Source organism: Rhizobium sp. Root149 (genome assembly GCF_001427345.1).
Lineage (GTDB): Bacteria > Pseudomonadota > Alphaproteobacteria > Rhizobiales > Rhizobiaceae > Neorhizobium > Neorhizobium rhizoryzae.
Map to the genome: position 1 here is coordinate 564,580 of NZ_LMGD01000021.1, position 13,629 is coordinate 578,208.

Annotated in this window: 11 protein-coding genes; all 11 read left to right on the forward strand. The window is 60.4% G+C overall.

The annotated features are described in order from the left end of the window. The first annotated feature begins 14 nt into the window (after positions 1–14). The 11 genes from trbE (at position 15) to ASD54_RS18150 (ending at position 13,542) form a co-directional block, all read left to right on the forward strand. Positions 15–2,453, forward strand: coding sequence for a conjugal transfer protein TrbE (gene trbE, locus ASD54_RS18095; RefSeq protein WP_062425036.1), 2,439 nt, complete (start codon positions 15–17; stop codon positions 2,451–2,453). After that, the gene (gene trbJ, locus ASD54_RS18100) at positions 2,450–3,211 is read left to right on the forward strand and encodes a P-type conjugative transfer protein TrbJ (RefSeq protein ID WP_062425037.1); all 762 of its coding nucleotides are present in this window, start codon (positions 2,450–2,452) and stop codon (positions 3,209–3,211) included. Before trbE ends, trbJ begins: the two co-directional genes overlap by 4 nt. Positions 3,212–3,229: 18 nt before the next feature. Then, complete coding sequence (trbK-alt, locus tag ASD54_RS18105) at positions 3,230–3,535, forward strand: putative entry exclusion protein TrbK-alt (RefSeq protein WP_062425038.1); 306 nt, start codon at positions 3,230–3,232, stop codon at positions 3,533–3,535. 2 nt (positions 3,536–3,537) lie between these two features. Beyond that, a complete protein-coding gene (gene trbL, locus ASD54_RS18110) occupies positions 3,538–4,890 on the forward strand; it encodes a P-type conjugative transfer protein TrbL (RefSeq protein WP_062425039.1) in 1,353 nt (450 codons plus the stop codon). After that, on the forward strand, positions 4,890–5,579 hold the full coding sequence (gene trbF, locus ASD54_RS18115) for a conjugal transfer protein TrbF (RefSeq protein ID WP_062425040.1): 690 nt from the start codon (positions 4,890–4,892) through the stop codon (positions 5,577–5,579). The genes trbL and trbF overlap by 1 nt, the downstream gene beginning before the upstream one ends. Beyond that, the gene (gene trbG / locus ASD54_RS18120; RefSeq protein ID WP_062425041.1) at positions 5,576–6,556 is read left to right on the forward strand and encodes a P-type conjugative transfer protein TrbG; all 981 of its coding nucleotides are present in this window, start codon (positions 5,576–5,578) and stop codon (positions 6,554–6,556) included. The genes trbF and trbG overlap by 4 nt, the downstream gene beginning before the upstream one ends. Positions 6,557–6,648: 92 nt before the next feature. Beyond that, positions 6,649–7,761, forward strand: coding sequence for a TrbI/VirB10 family protein (locus ASD54_RS18125; RefSeq protein ID WP_225244838.1), 1,113 nt, complete (start codon positions 6,649–6,651; stop codon positions 7,759–7,761). A 1-nt stretch (position 7,762) separates the two neighbouring features. Then, the gene (locus ASD54_RS18130) at positions 7,763–8,002 is read left to right on the forward strand and encodes a DUF2274 domain-containing protein (RefSeq protein ID WP_062425063.1); all 240 of its coding nucleotides are present in this window, start codon (positions 7,763–7,765) and stop codon (positions 8,000–8,002) included. A 350-nt stretch (positions 8,003–8,352) separates the two neighbouring features. Beyond that, a complete protein-coding gene (locus ASD54_RS18140; protein ID WP_062425044.1) occupies positions 8,353–10,746 on the forward strand; it encodes a phosphoketolase family protein in 2,394 nt (797 codons plus the stop codon). A 208-nt stretch (positions 10,747–10,954) separates the two neighbouring features. Then, on the forward strand, positions 10,955–12,361 hold the full coding sequence (locus ASD54_RS18145) for a bifunctional enoyl-CoA hydratase/phosphate acetyltransferase (protein ID WP_062425045.1): 1,407 nt from the start codon (positions 10,955–10,957) through the stop codon (positions 12,359–12,361). Beyond that, on the forward strand, positions 12,358–13,542 hold the full coding sequence (locus tag ASD54_RS18150) for an acetate/propionate family kinase (RefSeq protein ID WP_062425046.1): 1,185 nt from the start codon (positions 12,358–12,360) through the stop codon (positions 13,540–13,542). Before ASD54_RS18145 ends, ASD54_RS18150 begins: the two co-directional genes overlap by 4 nt. The last annotated feature ends 87 nt before the right edge of the window (positions 13,543–13,629 follow it).

The following is a 13,629-nucleotide window of genomic DNA, read 5'->3' on the forward strand; positions in this document are numbered from 1 at the left end:
GGAGTCCTACCATCATGATGAACCTCGCAGAATATCGCCGCACCTCGACCCGCCTCGCCGACTTTCTGCCATGGGCAGCATTGGCCCACGACGGTGTGGTGCTGAACAAGGACGGCTCCTTCCAGAGAACCGCGCGATTTCGTGGACCGGATCTCGACAGCGCCGTTCCCGCCGAACTGGTGGCCGTAGCAAGTCGCCTCAACAACGCCTTCCGCCGCCTTGGTTCAGGCTGGGCAATCTTCGTTGAGGCGCAGCGACACACCGCAGCGATCTATCCATCGAGCCGCTTTCCGGATGCCGCATCGGCCCTGATCGATGCAGAACGCAAAGCAGGCTTCGAAGAAGATGGCACACATTTCGAGTCCAGCTACTTCCTGACCTTCCTATACCTGCCGCCGGCTGAAGATGCGGCGCGTGCCGAAAGCTGGCTCTATGAGGGTCGAGAGCAAACCGGCGTCGATGCGGGCGAAATTCTGCGCGGCTTCATCGACCGCACTGACCGCGTGATCCAACTCGTCGACGGCTTCATGCCGGAATGCGAGTGGCTCGGTGATGCCGAGACCTTGACATATCTGCACGGCTGCATCTCGACCAAACGTCACCGCGTTCGCGTGCCAGAAACGCCGATGTATCTGGACGCACTCCTGGCCGATCAGCCTCTGACTGGCGGATTGGAACCGCGTTTGGGCGCTTCCCATCTGCGCGTCCTCACCATTGTCGGTTTTCCGACTGCGACAACGCCCGGAATTCTAGACGAACTCAACCGGCTTGCCTTTCCCTATCGCTGGTCGACGCGGGCGGTAATGCTAGACAAGACCGACGCCACCAAGTTGCTGGTCAAGATCCGACGGCAATGGTTCGCCAAGCGCAAGTCGATCGCATCGATCCTCAAGGAGATCATGACCAACGAGGCATCGGCTCTCGTTGACACCGATGCGTCGAACAAGGCCGCTGATGCCGATCTGGCGCTTCAAGAGCTCGGCGCGGATTTTGCCGGACAAGCGTACGTCACCGCGACCGTGACAGTCTGGGACGACGACCCCAGGATCGCCGCCGAAAAACTCCGACTCGTCGAAAAGGTCATCCAGGGTCGCGACTTCACGGCGATGGCAGAAGGAATCAACGCTGTGGACGCTTGGCTCGGCTCCTTGCCCGGGCATGTCTATGCCAATGTCCGCCAGCCTCCGATTTCCACGCTCAATCTCGCCCATATGATCCCGCTCTCAGCGGTGTGGGCGGGGCCGGAACGGGACGAGCATTTTGCAGCGCCCCCACTGCTCTTCGGCAAGACCGAAGGCTCGACCCCGTTCCGGCTTTCCCTTCACGTCGGCGACGTCGGCCACACCCTGATTGTCGGCCCAACGGGCGCGGGCAAGTCCGTCCTACTCGCCCTGATGGCCCTGCAGTTCCGCCGGTATCTGGGCGCTCAGGTTTTCGCCTTCGATTTCGGCGGCTCGATCCGTGCGGCGGCGCTCGCGATGGGCGGGGACTGGCACGATCTTGGCGGCGGTCTGAGCGGGGACGCTGACGACAGCGTTTCCCTTCAACCGCTCGCCGGCATTCACGATGTCCCTGAGCGCGCCTGGGCAGCCGACTGGATCGTCACGATCCTTACCCGCGAAGGCGTGACCATCACGCCGGAGGTGAAGGAATACATCTGGACGGCGCTGACCTCGCTGGCCTCCGCCCCGGTGAACGAGCGCACCATCACCGGCCTCGCCGTCCTGCTGCAATCCAACGATCTGAAGCAGGCGCTGCGGCCCTATTGTGTCGGCGGTCCCTATGGCCGGTTGCTCGACGCCGAGGCCGAGCATCTCGGCGCGGCAACCGTGCAGGCCTTCGAGACCGAGGGGCTGATCGGTACGGGGGCTGCGCCCGCCGTTCTCTCCTATCTCTTTCATCGCATCGAGGATCGACTCGACGGTTCGCCGACCATGCTGATCATCGACGAAGGCTGGCTGGCGCTCGACGATGACGGCTTTGCGGGCCAGCTTCGCGAGTGGCTGAAGACCCTGCGCAAAAAGAATGCATCCGTCGTCTTCGCCACCCAATCGCTCTCGGACATCGACGGCTCGGCCATCGCCCCCGCCATTATCGAAAGCTGCCAGACCCGACTGCTGTTGCCGAATGAGCGGGCGATCGAGCCACAGATCACGGCGATCTACAGACGCTTTGGTCTGAACGACCGGCAGATCGAGATCCTCGCGCGCGCCACGCCCAAGCGGGATTATTACTGCCAGTCCCGCCGCGGCAATCGGCTGTTCGAGCTCGGCCTGTCCGACGTGGCACTGGCGCTCTGCGCCGCCTCCTCCAAAACCGACCAGGCCGAGATCCAGCGCTTGGTCGCTGAACACGGCCGCGAGGGCTTCCTTGCCGCCTGGCTGCGCCATCGTGATGTGGCCTGGGCCATCGACCTCGTCCCCACCCTAACCCTACAGGAGAATTTACGATGATTATCCGTCGCTCGCGCTCGGTCCTTGTCGCGGCCACCCTTCTCGCAGCGCCCCTGATGATATCGCTTGTTGTGATCAGGCCTGCGCATGCATGGCGTATCGTCTACGATCCGACCAACTACAGCCAGAATGTGCTGACGGCGGCGCGCACGCTCCAACAGATCAATCAGCAGATCACCCAGCTTCAGAACGAAGCACAGATGCTGATCAACCAAGCCCGCAATCTGGCGAGCCTTCCCTATACCTCGCTCAAGCAACTCCAGCAGTCCGTCCAGAAAACGCAGCAGCTTCTCAGCCAGGCGCAGAACATCGCCTTCGACGTTCAGAAGATCGATCAGGCCTTTCAAACCCAATATGGCAATGCGTCGATGTCGGCGTCTGATCAGGCGCTTGTCGCCGGCGCCCGCGAACGCTGGCAGAACACGGTCGGCGGTCTTCAGGACGCCATGCGCGTGCAGGCCGGTGTGGTCAGCAACATCGACACCAACCGCGCCGAGATGTCGGCGCTAGTCGGCCAGAGCCAGGGGGCCACCGGCGCGCTTCAGGCAACGCAAGCCGGAAACCAACTCCTTGCGCTTCAGGCCCAGCAACTTTCCGATCTGACCGCGTTGCTGGCCGCAAACGGCCGTGCCGACGCTCTCACCACTGCCGAACAAGCCGCGGCCGCCGAACAAGGCCGCGAGCAGCGGCGCCGCTTCCTGACGCCCGGCTCCGGCTACCAGCCGGGCAATGCGCAGATGTTCAACAACGGCAACTGAGCCCGGAAGGGAAATACAATGGACGGCAAGATGCTGGCCCGCCTGGGCGCCATCATATTCGTCGCGATCGCTATCACGGCGACCGCTATCGAGATGACCCGAGAGGAGGAGGTGCCCGGAGAGCCGTCTACCCGGCATGTTCAGCCGTCCAGTATCGATTCGCTGCGCGCCAGGCAGCGACGATGCCAGCTTCTGGGTGAAGCCGCGACCCGCGATACGGAATGCCTGGGCGTCTGGGCCGAGAGCCGCGACCGCTTCCTCGGCATCCCTTCACCACTAGCTCCCGTACTGCCGACCGCGCCACATCAGAACGAAGGACAATAACAATGGGCGGCACCGGCGTCATCGACCGATTCCTCCAGGTCTTCACCAGCTACATCGACAGCGGCTTTGGCCTGCTCGGCGGCGAAGTCGCCTTCATCGCCACCACACTGATCGTCATCGACGTTACGCTGGCCGCACTATTCTGGTCCTGGGGCGCTGACGACGACATAATCGCACGCCTCGTCAAAAAAACTCTGTTCGTTGGCGCGTTCGCCTACATTATCAGCAACTGGAACAATCTGGCGAAGATTGTGTTCGACAGTTTCGTCGGACTTGGCCTCAAAGGCTCAGGCACCAGCTTTACGACCGCCGAATTGTTGCGCCCCGGTAAAGTCGCCCAGACCGGCCTCGATGCGGGTCGACCGCTTCTCGAATCCATCTCCGGCCTGATGGGCTACTGGTCCTTCTTCGAGAACTTCATCCAGATCGCCTGCCTGTTGTTCGCCTGGGCCCTCGTCCTGCTCGCTTTCTTCATTCTCGCCGTCCAGCTCTTCGTCACGCTGATCGAGTTCAAGCTGACGACATTGGCCGGCTTCGTGCTCATTCCCTTCGGCCTGTTCGGCAAATCCGCCTTCATGGCCGAGAAGGTGCTGGGCAATGTAGTTTCCTCGGGCATCAAGGTGCTGGTGCTCGCCGTCATCATCGGCATCGGATCGACACTCTTCGGCCAGTTTACCGCCGGCTTCGGGGGAGCGGCGCCGAGCATCGACGACGCCATGGCGATCGTGCTGGCGGCGCTGTCCCTTCTCGGTCTCGGCATCTTCGGCCCAGGGATTGCCAATGGCCTCGTGTCAGGCGGCCCCCAGCTTGGCGCTGGGGCTGCCGTCGGCACCGGGCTTGCGGTTGGCGGTGCGATGATGGCTGGCGCTGGTGCTGCAGGCCTCGCGGCCAGAGGTGGCGCTGCTGCCCTGTCTGGCGGGGCTGCCGCCGTTCGTGGCGCCGCCGCGGCTGCTGGCGGCGCATCCACCGCCTACAGTCTTGCTTCCGCTGGCCAGTTCGGTGGCGGCAGTGTGTCCTCCGGTCTCGGTGGCGTTGCGAAAGCTGCTGGCAGCGCCACCGTCTCGCCCCTCAAGCGCGCTGCGTCCACAGCCAGCGAGAGCGTCAAAACCAGCTTCTCCGAGGGAGCCAAATCAGCCTTCGAGACCACTGGCGGCTCCTCCTCGATGGGCACCATCGGCGGGGAATCCGCTCAGGTTGCATCTCCCGCCGCATCCGGCGGCGAGCCCGCCTGGGCAAAGCGCATGAAGCGCTCGCAGTCGATGTCACACGGCGTCTCGGCCGCCGCTCATGCGGTGCGCTCCGGCGACGCCCATGGCGGTGGCTCTTCCATCAATCTTTCTGAAAGTGACCGCTGATGAACATCTTCAAACGCCCCGCTACCCACTATGGTAAATCGCCCGAACCCGAAACGCCCTACCAGAAAGCCTCTCAGGTATGGGATGACCGTATCGGCTCCGCGCGCATTCAGGCGAAGAACTGGCGCTACATGGCCTTCGGCTCGCTGATGCTATCGGCCGGTCTCGCTTCAGCTTTAGTCTGGCAGTCGGCACGCGGCACTGTCGTTCCATGGGTCGTACAAGTTGACAATCTCGGTCAATCGCAGGCCGTCGCCCCTGCTGCCAGCGATTACCGTCCAACCGATCCGCAGGTGGCCTGGCATCTGGGACGGTTCATCGAGCAGGTACGCTCGATCCCTGCAGACGCGATCATCGTTCGCCAAAACTGGCTGCGCGCCTATGAGTTTACGACCGATCGCGGCGCAACTGCGCTCAACGACTACGCCCGCGCCAATGATCCCTTCACGAAGGTCGGCCGGAACCAAGTCACCGTCGAGGTATCGAGCGTCATCCGGGCATCGCCCGACAGCTTCCGCGTGGCCTGGACAGAACGCCACTACGAGAACGGCCAACTCTCCAGCACGCAGCGTTGGACCGCGATCCTCACGATTGTCGTGCAGCCTCCGCGTAACGCCGAACGGCTGAAGTCCAACCCACTAGGCATCTATGTCAATGCGATCTCCTGGTCGCGGGAGATGAGCCAATGAGCGTTATCGTCAGCGCATCGGACCGACCCGCAAGAAAAAAAGCTGCCCCTTTCGCTGTTCTCTTCGCCGCAACCATGCTCGCTGGCTGCGCAACAATGCAGAAGCCGCCGGAAATAAGCTACGATTCCGATGTTCCGCCGCTGCCAGCCGTTCAGGCCGTCGTGACAGAACAGGCGCCCCGGCCCTTGCATGTGCCCCCTGGCTGGACTGCGAGCCGGGGCGGGACTGCGGCAGGAACGCCCAGCGGACGTATCGAGAGCGCCAACGTCGCAGCCCGCGTGGAGCCGAGGCGCGAGGGATACTACAATGCCATCCAGATCTACCCCTGGAGCGAAGGGGCGCTTTATCAGGTCTACGCCGCGGTCGGCCAGATCACCACGATCGCACTTGAACCCGGTGAAAACCTGACTGGCGCAGGTCCGATCGCAGCCGGTGACACCGCACGCTGGATCATCGGCGATACTGAAAGCGGCGCTGGCCTGACCCGGCGTGTGCAAGTGCTGGTTAAACCGACGCGTCCCCACATCTCCACTAACCTCATCATCACCACCGATCGCCGGACATACATGATCGAGCTTCGTGCCCGCGAAACCCTCTACATGCCGGCGGTCGCATGGGCCTATCCCGCACAGCCGGGATCGAGGCAGTCCGTACCCACCACACCCATCATTCCGGCCGCCACTGCCCGGAACTACCGCTATGGCCTCACTGGGGGCAATCCACCCTGGAAGCCCGTGTCTGTTTATGACGACGGTCGCCGTGTCTATGTCGAATTCCCCCGTGGCATCGTCCAGGGCGAGATGCCTCCTCTCTTCGTCATTGGTCCTGAAGGCGAAGCGCAAATCGTCAACAGTCGCATCCACCAACATATCCTGATCGTGGATCGCATGTTCGGCGCCGCCGAGTTGCGTCTTGGCAGCGGCGATCGCCAGCAAGTCGTCAGGATCGTTCGCACCGACGGAAGGCCCGCATCATGAGCGAAATCGATAACAGCCGAAACGAGCTAACCGAACCCGACGACGATTCCGCCGTCTCGCTGACCGGTGCGACAGGTGATGCCGCGCCGGCAATGCGCCTGCGCGCCGAGGCCCCACGGGTCACCCGGCTGTCGCGTAAGGTTCTGGCCGGACTTGGCGTTATCTCCGCGCTCGGCGTTGGTGGTGCGCTGATTTACGCGCTTCAGACCCGCGGAGCAGGTCCTGGCGGCGAGGAACTCTATTCCATCGACAACCGCAGCACCGCAGATGGCTTAGCGGGCCTGCCACGTGACTACACCGGCCCGGTTCTCGGCCCACCCCTTCCCGGCGATCTTGGCGGTCCGATACTCGACGCCCGGAACCGGGGGCAGCCCGTCATTCCACCGACAATGGCTGGCGCTCCAGGAATAGATCAAGAGGAGCAGCGCCGCCTCGCGGAAGAGGAAGCCGCCCGCACCAGCCGGATGTTCTTCCAGACCGAAGCCCGACCCGGCGTTGTGCCAGGCAGCACCACTTCGGGGTTCGCAGGCATGGCTCCCGGAGGTCAGGGCAGCCCACAAACGGGACAGGATCGCCAGTTGGCATTCATCAATGCCCCAGTCGATCGGCGCACCGTGTCGGCGGATCGCGTCGCGGCCCCGGCATCGCCCTATATCCTTCAGGCTGGAGCGGTAATCTCTGCCGCGCTCATCACCGGTATTCGCTCCGACCTTCCCGGCCAAATCACCGCGCAGGTCACGGAAAACATCTATGACAGCCCGACCGGCCGCATCCTGCTCTTGCCGCAGGGTAGCCGCATCATCGGTGAATATGACAATGGCGTCGGGTTTGGGCAACGCCGCGTGCTGCTGGTTTGGAACCGGCTGATCATGCCCAATGGCCGGTCGATCGTTCTGGAACGCCAGCCGGGCGCGGACAGTCAGGGCTACGCTGGTCTGGAAGATGGCGTGGACTATCACTGGTGGGATCTCGCCAAGGCGGCCGGTCTCTCAACCCTATTGTCCATTGGCGCCGAGCTCGCCGTTGACGACCAGGACCGGCTGCTCCGAGCGATCCGAGATGGAGGCCAAGACACCATCAACGATGCTGGTCAGCAGATAGTGCGCCGCCAGCTCAACGTCCAGCCAACCCTTACCATCCGCCCGGGCTTCCCGGTGCGTATAGTTGTCACCCGCGACCTCGTGCTGGAACCATATGGAGGCTGACATGACCAAACTCAAACTTGGCCCACTCACTGAAGAGAAGCCTGTACGGATCACAATAGATCTTCCGGGTCGACTGCATCGGGACTTGATCGAATACGCGGAAGCATTGGGTCGCGAGAGCGGTCGAGCCTCAACGGATCCGAAGAAGCTGATTGTACCCATGCTGGAACGGTTCATTGCGTCAGACAGAGGCTTCTCAGCAGCGCGCCGGGGATCAAAACAACCGGGTAAGCCGGTTTAGAACAACTAGCTGACCCAAATAGTGACAGTAGAAATTCAAAGACCCCTCTCTTTCTCCATTTTTTCTCGAATGCCGCGAATTTCGATCAATCAGTCAGAGTACGCGATCCGCAGGGGCCACACGCTTTACAAAACCATCCAGATGGTATCTTATCGTGCCAAAGTTGGATATTGGGAGCGCTGGGAGACGACGCTGCGTATTCAGTTTGCCCAAGCCAAATTCAGGGCAAGCAGAAAAGGCAGCAAGGTCGGCGTGGCAAGGTTGATCGAGGAACTGTCTCTCAGGTCTTCGCGGAAATGAATAACGCAAGTTGCAAACGCGATTGACGGTTGTTTTGAGAGGGATGAGAGATGGAGCTACTTGAACGAGTTGCAGTATCAAACACGCCGCCATTGGACATACGGCTTCTAGACCGCTATTGGCGCGCCGCGAACTATATTTCGATTGGGCAGATCTATCTTCTCGACAACCCCCTGCTGCGAGAGCCGCTCAAATCCGGGCACATCAAACCGCGACTCCTGGGCCACTGGGGTACGACCCCCGGCCTCAATTTCATCTATACGCATCTCAACCGGGTGATCAAAAACCGCGACCTCGACATGATTTATATCTGCGGGCCGGGCCATGGCGGACCGGGCATGGTCGCAAACACCTGGATGGAAGGGACTTATAGCGAGGTCTATCCGGACGTTCCAGAAAACGCGGACGGCATGCGCAAGCTGTTCCGGCAGTTCTCTTTTCCCGGCGGCGTACCGAGCCATGTGGCCCCCGAAACCCCCGGCTCAATCCATGAGGGCGGCGAACTGGGTTATGCACTGGTGCATGCCTTTGGTGCAGCCTTCGACAACCCGGACCTGATCGTTGCCTGCGTCGTCGGCGACGGTGAAGCCGAAACCGGACCACTGGCCGCAAGCTGGCAGTCGAACAAGTTCCTGAACCCGGCACGCGACGGCGCGGTTCTGCCGATCCTGCACTTGAACGGCTACAAGATCGCCAACCCCACGGTCCTTTCACGCATTCCGCACGATGACCTGAGGAAGCTGTTCGAGGGTCACGGTTATGCGCCGATCTTCGTCGAGGGTCACGAGCCGGAGGCGATGCACCGGCTGATGGCGGATGCGATGGATCTGGCAACGGACATGATCCGCGCGATCCAGGAAAAGGCTCGCTCGGGAGCTGCTTCCACGCAGGCACCGCGCTGGCCGATGATCATCCTGCGCAGCCCGAAAGGATGGACCGGACCGAAAGAGGTCGACGGCAAGAAGGTCGAGGATTTCTGGCGCGCACACCAGGTTCCGGTTGCCAACTGCCGTGAAAACGACAGCCACCGCAAGGTTCTCGAAGACTGGATGCGAAGCTATAATCCGGAAGACCTGTTCAACGCAGACGGAAGCCTGAAGGCGGAGTTGAAAGCTCTTGCACCGACCGGCAATCGCCGTATGGGCGCAAACCCGCATACCAATGGCGGCATCCTTCGCAAGGAACTGAAATGCCCGCCGATTTCCGACTATGCCGTCGATGTGACCTTGCCGGGCGAAAAGATCGTCCAAACAACGGAAGTGCTCGGCAAATACCTGCGCGATGTGCTGAAGCTCAACGACCAGGAGAAGAATTTTCGTATATTCGGACCCGACGAAACGGATTCTAACCGGCTGGGTGCGGTATTCGAAGTTACCGACCGCGTCTGGATGGAAAAGATCGAACCTTATGATGTGCATCTCTCGCCCGATGGGCGGGTGATGGAAGTGCTCTCCGAACACCTTTGCCAAGGGTGGCTGGAAGGCTATTTGCTCACAGGCAGGCACGGATTCTTCTCCTGCTACGAAGCCTTCATCCACATCATCGACAGCATGTTCAACCAGCACGCCAAATGGCTGAAGGTGACGCGCGATCTCGAGTGGAGAAAGCCGATAAGCTCGCTTAACTACCTGCTGACCTCACATGTATGGCGACAGGACCATAACGGCTTCTCCCACCAGGATCCGGGGTTCGTAGATCTGGTTGCCAACAAGAAGGCTGACGTGGTGCGAATCTACCTTCCGCCGGATGCCAACACGCTTCTATGGGTGGCCGACCATTGCCTTAACACCTGGGACCGTATCAACGTGATCGTGGCTGGTAAGCAGCCGGAACCGCAATGGCTTTCGATCGAAGATGCGGCCAGACATTGCGAGGCCGGTATCGGGGCATGGGACTGGGCCAGCAATGAGGATGACGCGATTGCGCCGGATGTGGTGATGGCCTGCGCGGGCGACGTGCCGACGATGGAAACGCTGGCGGCCGTGATGATACTGCGCGAGGCGATCCCGGAACTGAAGATCCGTGTGGTCAACGTTGTCGACTTGATGACGCTTCAGTCAAAAGAGCACCATCCGCATGGGATTTCTGACGATACATTTGACAGGCTCTTCACCACCGAGCGGCCTGTCATCTTCGCCTATCACGGTTATCCTTACCTCATCCACCGGCTGACCTATAAGCGCAACAACCACCGCAACATGCATGTTCGCGGCTTCGTTGAGGAAGGCACGACCACAACGCCTTTCGACATGACGGTGCTGAACCAGCTCGACCGCTATCATTTGGCGCTCGAAGCTATCGAGCGGGTGCCGGGGCTGAAGGAAAAGGTTCCGCATGTAATCGACATGCTGATCGGCAAACTTGCGCTGCACAATGCCCATGTTCGTGAATACGGCGAAGACATGCCAGAAATCCGCGACTGGAAATGGTCTGCGTCCCGCTGATCCGAAAACGCGCCCGCATTGCGTGGATGTCGCGATAGTCGTGGTGCATTCCAGAGAGCTGGCCCTAGTTCGGGCGCAGCAGGCTCATGTCCAGCTTTGCGACCTGACAGTAGGCCAGACCGTCAACCTCGGAAGGACGCTCGCAGCGACGTAGCGTCGAAGCTCGAAAAGGTAACGGTTTCTCTATCTTTTCGACACAGGAAACGAGATGAACAAGAGTTTTCTAAAAAACCGCACGTTCGACGAAATCCAGATCGGTGAGACCGCAACGTTAACAAGGGTCGCGGGTCAGGATGACACCGACCTTCTCACCGTGATGGTGGGAAGCGGCAACTCAACTGCGGCCGGCTCAGTGGAGGAAGCTGCAAAGCTCTTCGACAATGTCGTCACAAACGGCATATGGACCGGTGCCCTCGTCTCTGCCGCGATTGGGTCCAAGCTACCGGGACCCGGAACCGTCTATTTGGGACAAGACTTCCGCTTCCTCAGGCATGTCAAAACCGGAGACAGCATTACAGCCGTTGTCCGGGTTACAAGGAAGTTACCAGAGCAGCGAGCAGTCATTCTCGACACCACCTGCACTAGCCAAGACGGGGAAGTCGTTTTGACGGGAACGGCGACTGTGCTGGCGCCCTACAAAACGATGGAGTGCATTGCTGATCGGCCAATTCCTGTACCGATACGAACAGAAAACTCCTTCAAGGCAATCATAAAAGAGGCGCGAAATCTCCCCAGGATCCGGGCAGCTATCGTCCATCCCTGTTCGCCGGAATCTCTGCTGGCTGCCATAGAAGTTCGTGATCAAGGTCTGTTCGATCCGGTGCTGGTCGGGCCGGAAGATAAGATCCGCACCGCCGCCAAGGCCGCGCGGGTATCGCTAGACGACATTGAGATAGTAGCCGTACCGCACAGTCACGCAGCAGCCGCTCGAGCCGTAGACATGGCGGTATCCGGAAAAATCTCCGTGCTGGTCAAGGGTAGCCTCCACACCGACGAACTGCTTGCCGCAGTTGTCGCTCCAGAATCCGGCCTGAAAACCGAACGGCGCATCAGTCACGTTTTTGCTCTCGACGTGCCGGCCTATGATAGGCCGTTGATCGTCACCGATGCAGCGATCAATATTCAGCCTACGCTCGAACAAAAGCGCGACATCTGCCAGAATGCGATCGATCTTTTGCATACGCTTGGCGTGAAAATACCTCATGTCGCCGTTTTGGCCGCCGTAGAAACCGTCAATCCTAAAATGCCGACAACGCTCGATGCCGCAGCACTCACAGTGATGGCAGCGCGCGGGCAGATCACTGGCGCGAAGGTAGACGGGCCGCTCGCTTTCGACAACGCCATCAGTATCGATGCGGCGCGAACTAAGGGCATCATCTCATCGGTCGCGGGCACAGCGGACATCTTGCTGGTACCGGATCTGGAGGCAGGCAACATGCTTGCCAAACAACTCATCTATTTTGCTGGCGCGACCGCAGCCGGCGTAGTCCTTGGCGCACGTGTTCCAATCGTACTCACCAGCCGAGCCGATCCACTTTCTGCCCGCATTGCATCCGCTGCGCTCGCCAGACTTATGGTTGCCCGCAGTCAACCGGCGGCAGGACGATTCGCATGAATGATAAGCTGCTGCTCACATTCAACGCCGGCTCCTCTACGATCAAGATCGGTCTGTTTACCGTGGAAGATGGGTCTCTACGTCAAACCGGTAGGGGGAAAATAGATTTTCGTGAGACGCCGCTGCGTCTGGAATTGTCAGATGGTCCGGATCGGTTGGATATCATTCTCGAAGCCGAGCAGGACGAAGAACTGGACACAGTCATCAGCGAGACCTTCAGCCGCCTGGCCCGGCATTATGATCTTTCCAACGTGGTCGCGATTGGTCACCGCGTCGTACATGGCGGTGACATCTTTGACGGACCGGTCTTTGTCGATGATAAGACGATCATCCAAATGCAGGCACTTGTGCCACTTGCACCGCTGCATCAGTCTCAGGCCATGCATCTGATCCACGCCATCAGGCGCCTCCGGCCGAACATTCCCCAGACAGCTTCTTTCGACACCGCCTTCCACCGTACCAACGCCGACATCGTTCGACGTTTTGCGCTTCCGCGAGCGCTGCACGACAAGGGGATCAAACGCTATGGCTTCCATGGCCTTTCGTACAAGTTTATCGCTGGCGCCCTAACGCGGGAATGGCCCATGGAGGCGGCAGGTAAAGTCGTGGTCGCTCATATGGGTTCTGGTGTCAGCCTCTGCGCCCTCGATAGCTGCGTCAGCCGCGATACCAGCATGGGTTTTTCGACGCTTGACGGCGTACCTATGGCGACACGCTGCGGAACGCTCGACGCTGGCGTTGTGCTGCATCTTGCTCGAAACGGCGAGAGCGTTGGGCAACTTGAGACCTTGTTGTATCACAAATCCGGTCTCCTTGGTGTTTCCGGGATCAGCGGTGATACACGGGTTTTGCTTGACAGCGAGAAAGAGGAAGCGCGGGAGGCGCTCGAACTGTTCACCCTTCGCATCGCCGGCGAAATCGCCCGGCTCGCTAATACTCTCGGCGGCCTTGACACTCTGGTGTTCACCGGTGGCATCGGCGAGAACCAACCTGCCGTCAGGGCCGAGATCTGCACGCGGTTGATGTGGCTTGGAATCGACCTCGATCCTAAGGCAAATGAAGGATCCCAATCCGTCATCACAAGCCAGGCAAGTCGGATCACCGTTCTGGTAATCCCTACTGATGAGGAGCGAGTGATAGCCGACGAATCCTTGCACGTGCTGAGAAGCACTCCTTCCTGAGCGCCGTCGTTTGCTTTCCGGGAGACGCGGGTGTGATTGGTGTCGTCGAATTATAATTGCGTTGAAAGCGGTTGCGCGGCCGCGGCC